The sequence below is a fragment of the Bacteroides sp. FSHCM14E1 genome, assembly GCF_019633785.1.
Lineage (GTDB): Bacteria > Bacteroidota > Bacteroidia > Bacteroidales > Bacteroidaceae > Bacteroides > Bacteroides hominis.
The window spans coordinates 144789-162863 of sequence record NZ_JADKYL010000012.1 but is presented as its reverse complement, the minus strand read 5'-3'; the positions used below and the strand labels follow the sequence as shown (position 1 = coordinate 162863).

14 protein-coding genes, 1 tRNA gene and 1 pseudogene are annotated in these 18075 nt (G+C 41.5%); 8 read left to right on the top strand and 8 right to left on the bottom strand.

Going from position 1 to position 18075, the window contains the following annotated elements; translation table 11 throughout:
- Positions 1–487: 487 nt before the first annotated feature.
- From ISX59_RS17190 to pnp, 5 genes are all read right to left on the bottom strand, one after another.
- Complete coding sequence (locus ISX59_RS17190) at positions 488–2104, bottom strand: SusD/RagB family nutrient-binding outer membrane lipoprotein (RefSeq protein ID WP_005811586.1); 1617 nt, start codon at positions 2102–2104, stop codon at positions 488–490.
- A 12-nt stretch (positions 2105–2116) separates the two neighbouring features.
- Positions 2117–5437 (bottom strand): TonB-dependent receptor, encoded by a 3321-nt coding sequence (locus ISX59_RS17185; RefSeq protein WP_080714257.1) that lies wholly within the window; start codon positions 5435–5437, stop codon positions 2117–2119.
- Positions 5438–5696: 259 nt separating this feature from the next.
- Positions 5697–6629: a FecR family protein gene (locus ISX59_RS17180; RefSeq protein ID WP_005811580.1), complete on the bottom strand. Its 933-nt coding sequence runs from the start codon at positions 6627–6629 to the stop codon at positions 5697–5699.
- Positions 6630–6729: 100 nt separating this feature from the next.
- Complete coding sequence (locus ISX59_RS17175; protein ID WP_032530804.1) at positions 6730–7290, bottom strand: RNA polymerase sigma-70 factor; 561 nt, start codon at positions 7288–7290, stop codon at positions 6730–6732.
- A 163-nt stretch (positions 7291–7453) separates the two neighbouring features.
- Positions 7454–9580 (bottom strand): polyribonucleotide nucleotidyltransferase, encoded by a 2127-nt coding sequence (gene pnp, locus ISX59_RS17170; protein WP_005811578.1) that lies wholly within the window; start codon positions 9578–9580, stop codon positions 7454–7456.
- 196 nt (positions 9581–9776) lie between these two features.
- On the opposite strand from pnp, the gene ISX59_RS17165 reads away from it, so the two are divergent.
- The 3 genes from ISX59_RS17165 to ISX59_RS17155 all read left to right on the top strand — a co-directional run bounded on the left by ISX59_RS17165 (position 9777) and on the right by ISX59_RS17155 (position 12030).
- The gene (locus tag ISX59_RS17165) at positions 9777–10928 is read left to right on the top strand and encodes a thioredoxin-like domain-containing protein (RefSeq protein ID WP_005782037.1); all 1152 of its coding nucleotides are present in this window, start codon (positions 9777–9779) and stop codon (positions 10926–10928) included.
- 181 nt (positions 10929–11109) lie between these two features.
- Entirely contained in the window at positions 11110–11574 is a 465-nt protein-coding gene (gene greA, locus ISX59_RS17160; protein ID WP_005782039.1) for a transcription elongation factor GreA, read from the top strand.
- A gap of 51 nt (positions 11575–11625) precedes the next feature.
- The gene (locus ISX59_RS17155) at positions 11626–12030 is read left to right on the top strand and encodes an HIT family protein (protein ID WP_032530810.1); all 405 of its coding nucleotides are present in this window, start codon (positions 11626–11628) and stop codon (positions 12028–12030) included.
- 72 nt (positions 12031–12102) lie between these two features.
- On the opposite strand, the gene ISX59_RS17150 is transcribed toward ISX59_RS17155, so the two are convergent.
- On the bottom strand, positions 12103–13185 hold the full coding sequence (locus ISX59_RS17150; RefSeq protein ID WP_220576090.1) for a mannose-1-phosphate guanylyltransferase: 1083 nt from the start codon (positions 13183–13185) through the stop codon (positions 12103–12105).
- A 156-nt stretch (positions 13186–13341) separates the two neighbouring features.
- Between ISX59_RS17150 and ISX59_RS17145 the strand changes: the two genes are divergently transcribed.
- Positions 13342–13425: transfer RNA gene (locus tag ISX59_RS17145), tRNA-Leu, on the top strand.
- An 85-nt stretch (positions 13426–13510) separates the two neighbouring features.
- On the opposite strand, the pseudogene ISX59_RS17140 reads toward ISX59_RS17145, so the two are convergent.
- A pseudogene (locus ISX59_RS17140) lies at positions 13511–13975 on the bottom strand (hypothetical protein).
- Between the two features lie 487 nt (positions 13976–14462).
- On the opposite strand from ISX59_RS17140, the gene ISX59_RS17135 reads away from it, so the two are divergent.
- Both ISX59_RS17135 and ISX59_RS17130 read left to right on the top strand, forming a co-directional pair.
- A complete protein-coding gene (locus tag ISX59_RS17135) occupies positions 14463–14984 on the top strand; it encodes a methylated-DNA--[protein]-cysteine S-methyltransferase (RefSeq protein ID WP_032531591.1) in 522 nt (173 codons plus the stop codon).
- 6 nt (positions 14985–14990) lie between these two features.
- Positions 14991–15845 (top strand): methylated-DNA--[protein]-cysteine S-methyltransferase, encoded by an 855-nt coding sequence (locus tag ISX59_RS17130; RefSeq protein ID WP_032539183.1) that lies wholly within the window; start codon positions 14991–14993, stop codon positions 15843–15845.
- Positions 15846–15869: 24 nt separating this feature from the next.
- Here the strand turns inward: ISX59_RS17130 and ISX59_RS17125 are convergent, their stop codons facing one another.
- The gene (locus tag ISX59_RS17125) at positions 15870–16706 is read right to left on the bottom strand and encodes a response regulator transcription factor (RefSeq protein WP_032539184.1); all 837 of its coding nucleotides are present in this window, start codon (positions 16704–16706) and stop codon (positions 15870–15872) included.
- Between the two features lie 8 nt (positions 16707–16714).
- Here ISX59_RS17125 and ISX59_RS17120 point away from each other — a divergent pair, with 8 nt between their 5' ends.
- Together ISX59_RS17120 and ISX59_RS17115 are read left to right on the top strand one after the other, a co-directional pair.
- Complete coding sequence (locus tag ISX59_RS17120) at positions 16715–17302, top strand: sugar O-acetyltransferase (RefSeq protein ID WP_022012267.1); 588 nt, start codon at positions 16715–16717, stop codon at positions 17300–17302.
- 23 nt (positions 17303–17325) lie between these two features.
- On the top strand, positions 17326–17976 hold the full coding sequence (locus ISX59_RS17115; protein WP_005811559.1) for a DUF1349 domain-containing protein: 651 nt from the start codon (positions 17326–17328) through the stop codon (positions 17974–17976).
- Positions 17977–18075 lie beyond the last annotated feature (99 nt).

The window sequence follows — 18075 nt, the reverse complement described above, 5'->3', positions numbered from 1 at the left end:
TTAAAAGTGAATAAAATAGATCATGCTCAGCATGGCCTTCCCATTAAGAATGGACAGGCCGGCTATAGCAGGCTGTGAATACAGCTTTTATTTTGCGGTAAGTTTGTGTAAGTTAGATAGATAGAACAGCTCTTGTGTTTCAAAAGACGTTCGTTTTATGGAACACGATTTTTGCTTCCTACACAGAATGTAAGAGAGAGAGAGATAAAAGATTGATAATTAAAACAATGTGGAAATATTTGCACAGATGAAAAACACACCTTATCTTTGTTCCATAAAACGAACGTCTTTTGAAACACTCTATGATGGGTAATATGTTTGTTATTAATCTATTATAGACTTATTGTTTAGGTTTTCGGGGATTTTTTCTATTGATTTTATTTTTAATAGAAAAGGGACAAAGCCCCCCGACTTTGCCCCTTCCAATCTTTTTTCCCGTAACTAATACGAAGAAAACACCACTAATTAAAATTTATACCTTTGTGTGTCAGAAATTTCTTCCGGTGTCCCACCACAGGCGAGTGCCGCAATTATCGGCTCCACCCAAAGCATTTACCAGTTGAGTATATTGTTCCGGGTTTGTTGTTTTGATACCTACGAAGAAGTTCAGTCGGCGTGGCCCGATGCCGGTGTCTACTGTACCCTCACTCTGATTAACCAAAACAGGGAATAATTTCGGATAACCTGTACGACGTTGTTCTGCCCAAGCTTCTCCTCCTTCCGGATACATGGCCAGCCATTTTTGTGTAATGATACGTCCCAGTTTATCTTCATTGCTGGCAGCATCGTCCCATTTTGGGGTCAGCGTATTGACAGCTTTCACATTATTCTCCGCTTTGAAAGCATCTATGTAGTCTGCAGGTTTCTTCTCGCTTTCCAGGTAAGCTTCTGCTCCTGCAGCACCCCATTGGGTAAATGATGCTTTTACACCTTTTTCATAACAATCCTTGACGGACTCACTACTCCACCCCCTCAGAGCTGCTTCGGCACGCAGGAACCATATTTCGGCAGGAGTCATTAGTATGGCGTCGGTTTGCTGGGTGATAGTGCTTTTGGAATGTCCGTTGTAGTTCTGGTGATTGAAACCCGTTCCCTGGCGGATTCCTTTGTAAGTACCCTTGTAGTTAATAATACTTGTTGCGTCGGAGCCGGCTGCTTTATTAAAGTATTTTTCCAGACGGGGATCTTCATAGCCTACTAACAAGGACTCCATATTGGCGTTCATAAACACCTCGCCCCATCCAATATTGATTTCTCCGAAAGGGTTGGTATAGCCCGACGCTGTCGATACGGCTATCACCTCATCATTTCCTTCCAGCAATCCTTCTTTGTCTGTAAGGGATTTCTGCGCCTCTGCAACAGCCAGTTTAGAGTCCGCCATGGCGATGCGGACAGCCAGGCGCAAACGGAGAGAGTTCGCGAATCGGATCCACTCGCTGAAAGTGCGTTTTCCCTGGGGCATCAGGATATCGAACTTAGCAAAGCTCTCTATCTCCGGATTGGCTTTTTGATATTCACGTATCTTTGCGATACCTTCGTCCAGATCGTTGAAGAAAGCTTTGTAGGCTTCCGGTTGTGTATCGGGAGTAGAACCAGTTTTCGATCCGAATTGGGTGTAAACGATCGGACCATATAAGTCGGACAAACGGTGCATTAGCTCCACCTTCAATATCTTGGTGATGCCATAGAATCCTATATTGTCTTTTTCGTTGATTGTCTCAGATTTCTGGACTTCCGGCATGATGTATCCGTAGGTGTTATCCCATGTGGAACCGTTCCATCCGTCCATCATATAATAAGTGCTGTTGTTCTTCCCCTCGTTGAAGGGTTTGAAGTCATGCACGTATCCCGAGAATAAATCCGCTCCCAGATTTTGCATGGTCTGGAAAGGCCAGTTCTTACCGCTTCCCCAATCGTAATTGAAGTAGATTCCTTGCTGGATAATGCCCAGTGGAATACCATAATAGTTGAAATCCTGTTTCTTGCTATCGTTATCGAATCCCGCTTCGTTGGTATTGAATGATTCGAAAGAATCGGTACAGGCTGAAAATCCGATCAGTCCTCCTAAGAGTATACTTGCTATATATTTGATATTGTTTTTCATGATGAATCTCTTTTAGAATGTGAACTTAATATTGAAACCTAAGCTGCGGGTAGTCGGCATGCCGAATACGTCAATACCCTGATTATCGTTACCTGTTGAAAGAACAGCATCCGGATCGAACGGAGCTTTCTTGGAGATGAAGAACAGGTTGCGTGCTACGAATGACAACTGGACATCTTTGAAAGCACCGCCGGCTTTGGCCAACCAGCTTTGAGGAAGTGAGTAGCCTAATGAAAGTTCGCGGAGGCGGATGTTGGTAGCATCGTACATATAGTATTCCGTACATCCGTCACGTCCGCTGACTGCGGTATAAAACTTTTGCGGTTTCACTTGGGTTCCATCGACATTGACATAACCTGCATCACGGGCTTTTCCACTGTTCAGGCTGACACCTCTTTGGTCAAGTTCGGCCTGAGTCTGTGAAAGTACATCGCCACCGAAACGTCCGTCAATCAGGAAGTAGAGTGAGAAACCTTTGTAAGTGAAAGTATTGCTCCATCCCAACATAAAGTCCGGATTACAGTTTCCTACTTTTTCTGTATTGCCGCCACCGATAACGTTTGGAATCTTGTCACCGTCTGCGTCTGCAGTGAACACCACTTTGCCATTCTTGTCACGCTCGAATGCCTTGCCATAAATATCACCGAATGAACCACCCTCTACCAGGCGCATGGAGTAGGAGGAAGAGAAACTTTCGTCACCATAAACAAATGTTTTCAGGTCCGGATGAAGCTTGATAATCTTGTTTTTGTTGGTAGAGAAGTTAAATTGAGTCTTCCAACGGAAAGCGTCATTCATCACCGGAGTGGCTCCTAAAGTGATTTCTATACCTTCGTTCTGAATGTTACCGGCATTTACCATGTAGTATTTATACTCGGCACCTGCCGATGAAGGCAATGTAAATAACTGATTCTTGGTGTTGGTACGATAATAGGTGAAGTCAAAATCCAGTCGGTAGTTGAAGAATTTCCATTCGGTACCGATTTCATAGGAAGTACTCATCTCGGGTTTCAGATCATTGAAAGGAGCTTTAGAGTAAGTAACGATGGCACCACCTGCACCGATGATATCATTACTGCCCGGAATCGTGTTGCTGATGAACAACGGGAGATCGTTACCAACTTTGGACCATGAACCTCTGATCTTTCCGAAAGAAATCCATTCGGGGAGTTTCACTGTATTGTTCAGCACCCATGACAGACCTACCGAGGGGTAGAAGAAACTGCTATGTTTGGTATAGGCCAATGTAGACGACCAGTCGTTGCGTGCGGTGACATCCAGATACAGGCTTTCTTTCCAACCTAACTGGGCAGTGCCGAACAGAGACTGTAATACTCTTTTTTGATTGATTTGTTCGTCGATATAAGCAGCCTGTGTCATTTTGATATTGGCTACGGTGAAGACGTTGGGGTAGTACAGTGAAGCTGTTTTGGAGTCCAGTCTCAAAGAATTGACATTCGTACTGTTAATGCTGCCGCCGATTGCGCCATTCAATGAGAAGTCATTCCATTTTTTGTTTATCATAGCCATGACATCACCGTAATACAATGTTTCTGTATGGTTCAAGTCAATATAACGTCCGTTTTGTCCTGATAGGGCAGGAGCAGTAGAAGCGTACATACGTTGTTGATACTGATCGTGTGTGTAATCGGCAGTGCCACGAGCCTGGATATTCAGCCAGTCAGTGATTTTCACGTTGGCGGTCAGTGAAGCGATGGCGCGGGTACGTTTATCGTTGCTGTTGATGCGGTTGGTGATCCAGTAAGGATTCTGTTCCATATCCTGATAAGAAGTATACCAGTTCTGTACATTCATATTACGTGCCGGGTCAAACACTTCGAAGTTGTTTTTATATTCGGATAAGTCTTCACCTCTCGGGAAACCGTAGAGCCCCACCAGCGGATTCATATAATAACCACCGGAAGTCGGACGATTTTTGATTGTTTGTGTCATCAGGTTGACATTGGCGTCCAGCTTTAGATAGTCGTTAAAGAAATTGGCTGTTTCGCGGAAATTCAGATTGTGCTTCTGCATTTTGTTTTTCTCGACTATACCTTTGGCAGTGGTATTAGCATAAGAGAAGTAAGTTTGCATCTTTTCACTGCCGTTCATAAAGGATACGGAATTGATGGCTGTTACACCATTCTGGAAGAAATTATCTGCATTGTCATAATCTTTTAGAGTTGCCTTTTTCCCCCAACCGTTTTTTGCTTCGGGATCCATGGCATAACTGTTTTGGAATTCGGGCAGGCAGATGGCATGGTCTACAGTCAAGTTAGAAGAGAATGTGATTTTCTGGATACCGGCTTTACCCTTCTTGGTAGTAATCAGGATGACACCATTGGCAGCTTGTGAGCCGTAGAGGGCTGCTGCGGAAGCTCCTTTCAGGATACTCATGCTTTCGATATCATCCGGGTTCAGGTTGGAGATACCGTCACCGCCATCACGGTTACCTGCATCGGCAGTACCACCGATGGCTGTGGAAGCCTGTTCGTTGCTGCTATTCAGCATCGGTACACCGTCAATCACATAAAGGGGCTGGTTGTTTCCGCTGATAGAGCGGCTGCCACGAATAGACACTTTGGCTGAGCCGCCCAGTCCGGATGAACTTTTGGTGATTTGTACACCTGCTGTTTTACCGGCAAGGGCATTAATCATATTCGGATCTTTGGCGCGGGTCAGTTCGTCGCCACCTACTTGTTGGGTTGAGTAGGTCAAGGAGGCTTCTTTTTTCTTGATACCCATGGCGGTTACGACTACCTGTTCCAGTGCCATGGCTTCTTCCTGCATCTTTATGTTGAGATTTTGTTGTCCGTTTACCTGTATGTTTTGTGGATGATAACCGATATAGGTAATCGTAAGAATAGAGTTGCTGGGTACATTAAGGCTGAAGTTGCCTTCCATATTGGTGATGCAACCGTTTGTGGTACCTTTCTCCAATACATTGGCACCGATGATGGGATCGCCATTCTGGTCAGTAACTACTCCTTTTACGGTTACTCTGTCCTGCTGGGCTGTTGAGGCGTTATCGTTGTTTTTGGTCAGAACAATGTTGTGCCCTTCCATTACATATTTAATGTTGGTACCTTTAAATGCTTCGTCGAGAACTTCGGATACGGCTTTGTTGTCAGCCTGTACGTTTACTGTACGTCTGGTATCTACATTCTTTTTGTTATAGACAAACAGATATTCCGTCTGAGATTCAATCTTTGATAGTAATTCGCTTACTTTCAGACTTGAACGTGGTATGCTTATTTTAGCATTTTGAGAGTATCCATTCTCACTGTAAGCTTGGAATGCTACGAAAAAGAGAAGGAATAATGTGATCTTCATGGTTAACAATATTTGTTTTGAAACAAAATTTTTTGGGCATAAATGCCTTGGCAAAGAAATTTTTCTCATATCTTTGTAACGTGTTAAGTTAATAAATTGATTAAGGTCGATTTTTGACTGTTTCGAATCGGAAAGTATGGGGGTACTTTCCGATTCTCTTTTTTGAGAATAATGGACTTTCTTTTCTACTTTTTCATGCGTATCTGGTTTTTAATGGTTCGTACTAATTTAAGGTCTATATTGAGCTCTTTCCTTATTTCTATTCAATGATGATACTGTCTTTTTCTTCATTGATGCGGTATGTGAACTTATGATCTTTCTGAATGACTTTCAGAATATGCTCTATGCCATCCTGCTCTTTAAACTTACCTGTACAACGGTAGTTCAGTATTTTCAGATTTCTTACGCTTATGTTCACATTATAATATTTTTCCAGTTTGTTGAGCAGGCTGTTAAGCGGCGCATCATCAAAACAGTATAATCCTTCTTTCCATCTCAGATAATCGTACGAAGGTAAAGTAGTTTTCTTGTACTTTCCGTTGTATGATCCGAAGAACTCGTCTTTGGTCAGTCGGGTGATCACTTGATCACTTCCTACCGGATAGATGTCGACAATACCTTCAATCAAGGTCGTTTCAAATTCGTTACTGCCTTTGTAGGCGCAGACGTTGAAATGGGTTCCTACCACTTTTACCCGGTTTATTTCCGTGTTGACAAAAAATGGTATCTTTTTGTTTTTGGCTACTTCAAAATAAGCTTCTCCGTCCAGCTCTACGTTTCTTTCCTGGCGTCCGAAGTTGGATGCATAAGTCAAAGTAGACTTTGAGTTCAACCATACTTTTGTTCCATCTGCCAGTGTGATTTGTGCACGTTGTCCTGCTGGAACAGTTATGGTTTGCCGGTGAGCTGATTTTTCATATTGGTAATTCTTAAACAAGAACCCACAACTGACAGCTACGATGAGTACGGCAGCAACACGTGCACTCCACTTCAACATCGGGAGAATCCGGTTTTTTTTGTCTCTCCGGTTTATTTGTTTTTCATCCGTGAACAGAGCGATGTCATATAGCATCCGTTCTTTTTGAAATGCTTTCCGGTTTTCGGGAGATGCATCCACCCAGTTTAGAATTAGTTTTTCTTCTTCTTCGGAGGCAGTTCCTTTAAAATACTTGTATAGTAGTTCCTCTTCCATAAAATGTTTTTAGTTTATATATTGTCGGAGGCCTTATTTCCTCTTTCTGTATATATAACAGGATACTCCCGGACAACCCTAAAGGAAAATGAAGTTTTTTTTAGAAAAGTAGGGAAATAAGATAATCTTTGAGCTCAAGCCGCAATAATTTCAGTGCTTTAGTGATATGGAACTCTACACTCTTGATGGAAATACCGAGTTGTTCGGCTATCTTTTTATTGGGAGCATTGTGATAGCGGCTTAATATAAAGATGTGACGGCTTTGTTCCGGTAGCTGTTCAAGTGTTTTATATACAATGCGTTGTATTTCGGTGTTGAAGATCGATTCGGGTTCACAAGCTTCCAAAGTAGCAATGCGGAGGTCGAGTTCCCGCTGTTTGTGTGTGTTGATGGCTTCTTCGGCCCGCATACGTACCTGTTCGTGCTCAAGGTAGTTAAGAGATTTATTCTTGATGATAGTGAGCAATAATGCGTGGAGATTAGAATCTTTTTCCCATTTTTCACGGTTTTCCCACAGGCTGATCATTGCTTCCATCAGGATGTCTTCAGCTGCGGCTTTATTTCGGGTATATGAGTAAGCAAACGACAGAAACCTCTCCTGGTTTTCTTGGAAGAACCGACTGAATAGGTCCATGGTATGAAGACTGTTGTTGCTTGACATGAATAGATTTTAAAGGTTCGTTGGATTTTGTTATGACAAAGCAACATAAACTTTTTGGAATATCAAAATAAAAGAATGACTTTTATGCTGATTGCCGGTTAAAAAATAACCTGGCTATAAATAATAGCCAGGTTATCAATCTGTCAGTAAGGACAGGAATTATTTATTTTTTTTCCGGACGGGGTAACAAAACTTTTCTTGAAAGTTTGAACTTACCTGTCTTCGGGTCAATGTCGATCAATTTCACTTCGATCTCGTCACCTTCTTTGATGCCGGCTTCTTCTACAGTTTCAAGGCGTTTCCAGTCAATTTCTGAGATATGGAGTAGACCGTCTTTTCCCGGAAGGAATTCAACGAATGCACCATAAGGCATGATTGAGCGTACCTTACCTTTGTATACTTCACCTATTTCGGGAACGGCAACAATACCTTTGATCAGGCGGATTGCATCATCGATTGATTTCTTGTTGGTTCCGGAAATCTCAATGCGGCCCACGTTGTCGATCTCCTCGATAGTGATTGTAGCACCTGTTTCTTCCTGCATACCTTGAATGATTTTTCCACCCGGGCCGATTACAGCACCGATAAATTCTTTAGGAATAGTCATTGTTTCGATACGGGGAGCATGATCTTTCAGTTCGGTACGTGGTTCGGCAATTGTCTCCTGGATTTTACCAAGAATATGCATACGTCCTTCTTTTGCCTGGTTCAAAGCACGTTCCAGAATTTCATAAGACAGACCGTCTACTTTAATGTCCATCTGGGTAGCTGTAATACCGTCTTTGGTACCTGTTACTTTGAAGTCCATATCACCCAAGTGGTCTTCATCACCGAGGATGTCAGACAATACTGCATATTTTTCTTCGCCGGCGTTCTTAATCAATCCCATAGCGATGCCCGATACCGGTTTCTTAATCTTCACACCGGCATCCATCAGGGCCAGAGTTCCGGCGCATACAGTAGCCATGGATGAAGAACCGTTTGATTCAAGGATATCTGAAACAACACGTACTACATATGGGTAATCTTCCGGAATCATTCTCTTCAGTGCTCTGTGTGCCAGATTACCGTGCCCGATTTCACGACGGCCTACGCCACGTTGAGCTTTTGCTTCACCTGTTGAGAAAGGAGGGAAGTTATAGTGCAATAAGAAGCGTTCTTTTCCGTGAGCCAGAACGTCGTCAATGATTTTTTCATCCAGTTTGGTACCCAAAGTGACTGAAGTCAATGACTGAGTCTCACCACGGGTAAAGATGGCTGATCCGTGAGGTCCGGGTAGGTAGCCGACTTCACACCAGATAGGGCGAATTTCAGTAGTCTTACGTCCATCCAAACGTTTTCCTTCATCAAGGATACAACGACGCATGGCCTCTTTTTCTACGTCATGGTAATAACGATCAATCAGTGCACCTTTTTCTTCCAACTCTTCTTCGGAGAACTGAGCTTTGAATTCGTCACGGATAGCGTCGAAAGCATCCTGACGTTCATGTTTGTTTCTGTTTCCGGAAGCTGCGATGGCATACGATTTATCGTAGCAGGCATCGTGAACGGCTTTGCGGAGTTCTTCGTCGTTTTCTTCGTGACAATATTCACGTTTTACGGTTTTACCAACCATTTCAGTCAGTTCCATCTGTGCTTTGCAATGTACTTTGATAGCTTCGTGAGCTACTTTCATTGCTTCCAGCAATTCGGCTTCTGATACTTCGCTCATTTCACCTTCTACCATCATGATGTTTTCATAAGTAGCGGCAACCATGATGTCCATATCAGCTTTTTCAAGCTGGTCGAAAGTCGGGTTGATAACGAACTTGCCATCAATACGCGCAACACGTACTTCCGAAATAGGTCCGTTGAAAGGAATATCTGAAACAGCAAGTGCTGCTGAAGCTGCAAGTCCGGCCAATGCATCGGGCATATCAACACCGTCTGCTGAGAAAAGGATAATGTTTACGTAAACTTCTGCGTGGAAATTATCGGGGAATAAAGGACGGAGAGCACGGTCTACTAAGCGGCAGGTAAGAATCTCATAATCAGATGCTCTTCCTTCTCTTTTTGTAAAGCCACCGGGGAAGCGGCCGAATGCTGCAAATTTTTCTTTGTACTCTACCTGAAGCGGCATGAAATCTGTTCCGGGAACTGCATCTTTAGCGGCACAAACAGTAGCTAACAACATGGTGTTACCCATGCGAAGCATCACAGAGCCATCTGCCTGTTTTGCCAGCTTTCCCGTTTCGAGTGTGATGGTTCTGCCATCTCCCAACTCGATCGTCTTAACAATTGGGTTAATCATAAAAATTGTTTTATCTAATATCTTTCTTTCAAAATTCCCGCAAAGATATACATTTATTGCACTAATCTCGTGAAAATGAGATAAAAAGTTAGTGGGAATTTGATTTTTTTCAATTTTGGAGTGAAGAACATGGCAAAATGCTTTGACTAATCTTGAAAAGAAGTATATTTGCAGCTTGAAAAATAACACGCATATTATGAAAAAAGTAACGTTAGTAGCTCTTGTGGCTCTTGCTTTAAGTTCTTGTAATTCTGACCCTAAATTTAATGTGAAAGGAGATGTTTCGGGAGCAGATGGAAAAATGCTTTATCTGGAAGCTTCCGGACTTGAAGGAATTGTGCCTTTGGATTCTGTAAAATTGAAAGGAGACGGTTCATTCAGTTTTAAACAATTACGCCCTGAATCTCCTGAGTTTTATCGTTTACGGGTGGAAGATAAAGTGATTAATTTCTCGGTTGACTCTACAGAAACTGTCAGCATCAAAGCGCCTTATACAGACTTTTCGACTGCTTATACAGTAGAAGGCTCGGACAATTCTGCGAAAATTAAAGAACTGACTCTAAAACAGATCCGTTTACAGAAGAATGTGGATGCGTTGGTAAAAGCTGCGCAAGCCAATCAATTAGGTAACGATGTGTTTGAAGACAGCCTGGCTGTATTGTTGAAGAATTATAAGGATGATGTGAAAATCAATTATATTTTTGCCGCTCCCAATACAGCTTCTGCTTATTTTGCTTTGTTCCAGAAGCTAAATAATTATATGATTTTTGATCCTTTGAACAATAAAGACGATATTAAATGTTTTGGTGCCGTAGCCACAAGTCTGAACAATACTTATCCGCATGCGGTACGTTCGAAGAATCTCTATAATATAGTTATAAAAGGTATGAAGAATACTCGTACCCCCCAGCAAAAGACAATCGAGATACCGGAAGAAAAGATTGCTGAAACAGGTGTGATTGATATTGCTTTGAGAGATATGAAAGGTAATATCCGTAAACTCACTGATTTGAAGGGTAAAGTCGTTCTTCTTGACTTTACGGTCTACCAAAGTGCAGTTTCGGCTCCACATAACCTGATGCTGCGTGACTTGTATAATAAGTATGCGGGCCAGGGGCTGGAAATTTATCAGGTTTCATTGGACGCTGATGAACATTTCTGGAAAACTTCAGCCGATAATTTGCCTTGGGTATGTGTTCGCGATGAAAATGGAATTTACTCAACGAATGCAGCTTTATATGGCGTAAAGAATCTGCCGGCTCTATTCCTGATCAATCGTAACAATGAACTGAGAGCCCGTGGAGAGACGATAAAAGACTTGGAAGGAACTATCAAGTCTATGCTTTAAGTTGTTATAAATTAGAAGTTTTCGTTTAAATATGTTACATAGCATTACTTTTTGCTTGACGCATATCGTTTAAAAGGTTATCTTTGCGAAGAAATAATTGAAAAGAGGGTTCCAGCATGACTCATGTTGGAATTCTTTTTTGTTTTATATGACCGTTAAAAAATAAAAGGAGGAAAACATCATGGCTTATATGTCAGAAGAAGGTTACAAGAAATTGATGGCGGAACTTAAAGAACTGGAAACAGTGGAACGTCCCAAAATCTCTGCGGCAATAGCTGAGGCACGCGATAAAGGAGACTTATCGGAGAATGCCGAATACGATGCTGCAAAAGAGGCTCAGGGTATGCTTGAGATGAGAATCAACAAACTCAAAGCTGTAATAGCGGATGCTAAGATTATCGATGAATCGAAACTGAAAACAGATTCAGTGCAGATTCTGAATAAAGTAGAACTGAAGAATACCAAGAATGGTATGAAGATGACTTATACCATCGTTTCAGAAAGCGAGGCTAATCTGAAAGAAGGAAAGATTTCTGTTAGCACGCCGATTGCTCAGGGATTACTCGGCAAGAAGGTAGGTGATGTTGCTGAGATCCAGGTTCCACAAGGTAAAATCAGTCTTGAAGTAGTAAACATTTCGTTTTAACAAGAGGGCAGGTCCATGCTGGGGCTTGCCCTATTTTATATATATGGGATTATGGCAACAATATTCAGTAGAATCATAGCAGGTGAAATTCCATGCTATAAGGTAGCCGAAAACGAAAAGTTTTTTGCTTTCCTTGATATCAATCCGTTGGTGAAGGGACATACTTTGGTTGTGCCTAAACAGGAAGTTGATTATATCTTTGATTTGAGTGATGAGGATCTGGCTGCAATGCATGTCTTTGCCAAAAAAATAGCCCGTGCTATTGAGAAAGCCTTTCCTTGTAAAAAAGTGGGTGAAGCAGTGATCGGACTTGAGGTTCCACATGCTCATATTCATTTGATTCCTATTCAGAATGAATCGGATATGCTTTTTTCTAATCCGAAACTGAAGCTGGCAGATGAAGAGTTCGTCGCTATTGCTAAGACTATTAATTCTGCTTACGAAGCAGCCCAATAAAATTCTTCCTTCATAATATAGTAAAGGGACTGAACCTGGCGTTCAGTCCCTTTTTTTAGTTTTACGCAGAAATCAAATATAGTCTTCTCCTAATTTCATTTGTGCATCGTTTACATACTTGCGTATGGCATGTTCTTCGTCTTTTTTGCATATCAGCAATACATTGTCTGACTCGGCAACCAGAAATCCCTCTAATCCTTCTATTACAGCAAGCTTGCCTTTTGGCAATACAACGATATTGTCGTTACTGTTATAGATCATAGAATCGCATTTCAGAGTTACATTTCCTTGTTCATCTTTAGGCGATAAGTCGTACAATGATCCCCATGTTCCAAGGTCCGACCATCCGAAATCTCCTAAAGAAACATATACATTGTCGGCTTTTTCCATGATGCCAAAGTCTATTGAAACATTTGGGCATGCCGGGAAGTTTTCTTCGATGAAGGCTTTCTCTTCCGGTGTGCCATATACATCTTTTCCCGGAGCCAGTTTTGATGCTAATTCTGGAAGAAGAGCTTCTCCTGCTTTGATGATTGTATTGACGTTCCACATGAAAAGTCCGGAGTTCCAATAAAATTCTCCACTCTCGACAAAAACTTTAGCAAGCTCCAACTCGGGCTTTTCCGTGAATGTTTTTACTTTGTAGAAATTATCTCCTTCCTGTTCTGCTATCTGAATATATCCGTATCCTGCTTCCGGGCGATTAGGTTTTATCCCTAAGGTGAGGAGCTTGTCGTATTTTGAAACAAAGTCCAGACCTTTCTCTATGGCGGCTAAGAATTCTCCCTCTTTCAGAATCAGATGATCAGAAGGAGCAACTACGATATTGGCGTTCGGATTTAAAGAGCGTATATGGTAAGAGGCCCATGCGATGCAAGGAGCTGTATTTCTCCTTGCCGGCTCTAACAGAATCTGTTTGGGGTCTAATTCCGGAAGTTGTTCTTTTACCAAATCTGCATATATCGCATTTGTCACAATAAGTATGTTCTCCGTAGGAATAATTTTATTGAATCGATCGAAGGTTTGCTGCAGCAACGAACGACCTGTACCAAAGAAATCCAGAAACTGTTTAGGCATTGTCTTGCGGCTAAACGGCCAGAAACGACTGCCGATACCTCCGCCCATAATTACGCAATAATTATCTTTACTTGTCATGATATTGACTGTTTTAAATGTTTCTGCTAAAATACAGTTTATTCTCTGAAAACCGAAGCGTTTATGAGATGTTTTATTCTTTTTTTCTCCTTTTTTTTATAAAACTCTTGCAGGTTCAAAAAAAAGCCGTATCTTTGCACCGCATTTGAAACCAATGCCCAGATGGCGGAATCGGTAGACGCGCTGGTCTCAAACACCAGTGGATTCACTTCCATCCCGGTTCGACCCCGGGTCTGGGTACGAAAGATGAAGATAAACCCTTGTAAATACAAAGTTTACAAGGGTTTTCTATTTTTCTACTGAAACATTTAATCATTTTCTATGATCATATAAAACAACTTGTGCTGAAGAAATCTCTTACATATGGAATCATAGAGATTCCTTTGCTTAGTTTTCTTGGCGGAAAGCCAAATTTGACTTCATAGTGAGGATTGAAAAGATATAGTTGTTCATTCATAATCTGGTATCCGGCTTGTTTTGCGACATTTCTGAATATTTCAACGCTACATTTTGCCTGTTTGATATTTAGTAGTTCTTTTATCGTATCATCTTTTTCACCGCATAGTTTTAGTAGCCATCTGTACAAGAAACGAGGAAGGAGATGTATAAAAGGCAGATGTGAGATAATTTTTCCTTTTGCAATCTGTTGATGTCCTTCGCCACATCCTACTTCCAACACTTTATCGGGGAGATATCCTATCTTGCTTTTTATATATGGAATGTAATAGTTTCTACAGGTTTACGCTTGCTCATTAAAATAGTGTTTACGGTCAATATGTTGTTCTTGCACTTCTTTTTCTTCATCTTGGCGGGCAAGATATAAATCTTGGCGGCCAGGATGTGCATCTCGGGCGCTAAGATACACATCTTTGCACCTGAGATGAATTTTAACTGTTGAAAGAAGTAAGTTTTCTTTTATTGCTTTATCTTTTTAGAAAGAGCTATATTCTATTAAACAATTAGTTTTTAAACAGCCTTTTTAGTATTTGTTGCCTCTGTACATTCCATGAAGAGCCGGTGAAGAATTATTAAATAGGTTCTTTTAATGGTTCGGTTGAAGCGTTCATGCAATTAATTCTGCTCTAACTGGTTTTATTATATAAATAACTCATTCGGAAACTGATTTTAGCAAGTTTCGGGTTATTTTTCATTTGGAAACTTCGTACATTTGCTACGTACTCGAACAGAGTGAATGTGTCTGTGTTCCTTGTGCTTCGGATAATGACAGATAAATCAAAGAAACAAAAAGCTATTAATTTTCCAACGAAGAGAGAAATATGAAAAACGTTATTCAGATACAATACTACCAATCACCATGCGGGGAGCTGATATTAGGCTCTTACCAAGGAAAACTTTGCATGTGCGATTGGAACAGGGAAGGAAGGCGGGCATTAATTGACCGGAGAATGCAGAAACTGTTACATGCCGATTATGAAAAGAGTTTATCCGAAGTAATTGTACGAACAATAATTCAGTTGGATGAATATTTTGGCAGGAAAAGAACGGCTTTTGATATTCCGTTGTTCTTTGTCGGTACCGATTTTCAGAAGACTGTTTGGAAAGAGTTGTTGAATATCCCGTATGGGATGACATTATCTTATGGCGATTTATCGCGGAAATTAGGCAATCCCAAAGCTATTCGCGCTGTGGCTGCCGCCAATGGGGCGAATCCCATTTCAATACTTGTTCCTTGTCATCGCGTGATTGGCAGTGACCGTAAATTAGTAGGGTATGGTGGTGGAATTCCTGCAAAGAAGATATTACTTGAACTTGAACTTTCTGACAAAGTGTTTTTTTGAATATAGATGAAGTCACAGCAGGAACTGAATTATAATCGGATTGCAGATGCTATCCGCTTTATTAAAAAGAACTATCGTACGCAGCCTAAATTGGAGGAGATCGCAGAACATATCAATATGAGCCCCTTCCATTTCCAAAGGATGTTTAGCGAGTGGGCGGGAACAACTCCGAAGCGTTTCTTGCAATATCTGAATATTGAGTATGCAAAAAAGATATTGAAAGAAACCCATGCGACACTTTTTGATACAGCCTGCGAGCTTGGACTTTCGGGAACAGGGCGACTTCATGACTTGTTTATAAACATAGAGGGAATGACTCCCGGTGAATATAAAAACGGCGGACTGGCATTGAATATTAATTATTCGTTTGCCGATACACCGTTTGGTAAAATAATAGCAGCATCTACCGATAAAGGTGTTTGTCACATGGCCTTTGTCGATGAAGGAGAGAGGAGAGCTTTTGATCATTTGCGAAGTATATTTCCTAACGCTAAATATGTGCTATCACCGGACACGAAGCAGCAACATGCATTGTCTGTCTTTGATCGGGATTGGAACAGGCTGGAAGAAATCAAACTGCATTTGAAAGGAACGGAATTCCAGTTAAAAGTATGGGAAACTTTATTGAAGATTCCGGCAGGAGGGCTGGCGACTTATGCCGATTTGGCGATCAAATCCGGATACAATGGTGCTTGTAGGGCTGTCGGAACTGCTGTGGGGAAGAATCCGGTTGCTTTTCTGATACCTTGCCATCGTGTGATAAAGGCTACCGGCGAACCGGGAAATTATCATTGGGGAGAGATGCGCAAGAATGCTATTATTGGTTGGGAAGCTGCCCATAAGGATTTCCCGGACCAGTGATCTGTCACCCTTCTGAAAGCCCGGTCAGGAAAGTAGTTTTAGCTCTTTCGCTATTCTGCAAGCTTCTATGGAATTCTTTACCTGGAGTTTCTCCAGTATATTTTGCCGGTGTCGGCTGACGGTATTTTTACTTATGAATAGGGTCCGGGCAATCTCCTGACTTGTTTTCCCCGTATCGATCAGCTTCAATATCACCTTTTCCCTGTCGGATAAAAGGCTCCTGTAGTCCTGTTTTTCCAGTTCTATGGCCTGTCCGTTTGCCGAGTTGATGACCATGCAATTCATGGTAGGATCAGTCGATAAATTGTAAAGGCACAGGGCCAGCCACATGCTATTGCTTGAGTGGGTAGATACATAAAACATCCTGTGCAGGACAGGAACATATTTTCCGGAAGTATTACGCATGCGAAGTTTGCTCATAAGAAAATAATCTGCACGCTTTTTCGCAGGAATCTGTTTCAGGAAGTGATAGAAGCGGAGTTCCTGTACATACTTTTCTGACAGATCATCGGGATGAATCTGTTTAAAGATTTCCTTTTCCCATATTGATTCAAAATTCCGGCTTTCTCCACGTTTGGCTATACCCAACGTTTCGGCTGTTCCCCCATAATAAATGTAGCTGATGTTGGTATGCATATCGCTAAGCACAGCAATTGCATTTTCTATCCGTGCATAGTTGTATGCTATTTGTTTATACTCTTTTAGTTCTTCAGGCAGTTGTTCATCTTTGCAGAAAGGCTGTGCCAGAAACTCTTTGTTCAGTTTGTCAACAATGTCCATATCGGGAAGGGAAATGGTTATTAATAAGCATTGCAGGCTTAGATACAAGCTCTTACCTTTGCAAAGATAATCATAAAACATAGTTGTTGATGGAAAGTGAAAAAGAAAAAATGGGAACAGGCAGGCTGTATGATGCTAATTATGATACAGAGCTGATAGCCGAACGGCAGGCCTGCAAAGAATTATGTTATGAACTGAATCGTTTACGTCCTTCGCAAATAACTGAACGGGAAGCCATTATTCGTCGATTGCTTCACAAGACGAAAGAGCATTTTCTGTTGGAACAACCCTTTTATTGCGATTATGGCTATAATATTGAGATAGGAGAGAATTTTTATGCCAATATGAACTGTGTCATTCTGGACGAAGCGAAAGTAACGTTCGGTGATAATGTTTTTATAGCTCCTTCTTGTGGATTCTATACTGCGGGGCATCCTCTGGATGCAGAACAAAGAAACCGGGGATTAGAGTATGCCCGTCCCATTCATGTGGGTAATAATGTCTGGATAGGAGCACAAGTTTGTGTGCTGCCGGGTGTGACAATCGGTGACAATACAGTGATAGGTGCGGGGAGTGTGGTGAATAGAGATATCCCGGGCAATGTGATTGCAGCAGGTAATCCTTGCCGTGTGATTAGGCAAATCACGGAAAAAGATAAAGTAAAATATACATTATAAGATAAGCATAATTAAAAAGTAAAATGAAAAAAGTATGTTTGGCCCTATTTATGGGCTTGATGGCGCAAGTGACATTTGCGCAGACGCTGGGAAAAATGCAATGGTTCAATGAACCGGACCAATGGGAGATAAAAGATAATGTACTATCGATGTCTGTCACTCCGCAAAGTGATTATTGGCGGATTTCTCACTATGGTTTTACGGTGGATGATGCACCATTCTATTATGCTACCTATGGTGGTGAGTTTGAGGCGAAAGTAAAAGTGACAGGTGACTATAAAGTACGCTTCGACCAAGCCGGACTGATGCTTCGTATTGACCATGAAAACTATATTAAAGCAGGTATTGAGTTTGTAGACGGGAAGTTTAATTTGAGTACAGTCGTTACTCATAAAACGAGTGACTGGAGCGTGATAACTTTGGATAAAACCGTGCCTTATATCTGGATAAAAGCTGTCAGACGACTGGATGCGGTAGAAATTTTCTATTCATTTGATGACAAAACTTACACACTAATGCGTAATGCCTGGTTACAGGATAATATACCCGTGAAGGTGGGACTGATGGCTGCTTGTCCTGATGGAAATGGATTTGAAGTGAGATTTGAGCACTTCAAGGTAAGGCACCTGCCTGACCAACGCAGAGTAGAATGGTTGAAGAAGAATGCCGAATAGGATTGGAATATAATCTGATTTTTTAGAGATGTATTTAATGTAAAGACGGCAATCTCAAGTGTAAAGGCTTGCTGTAATCGGTGACATCCGGAGTTTGTT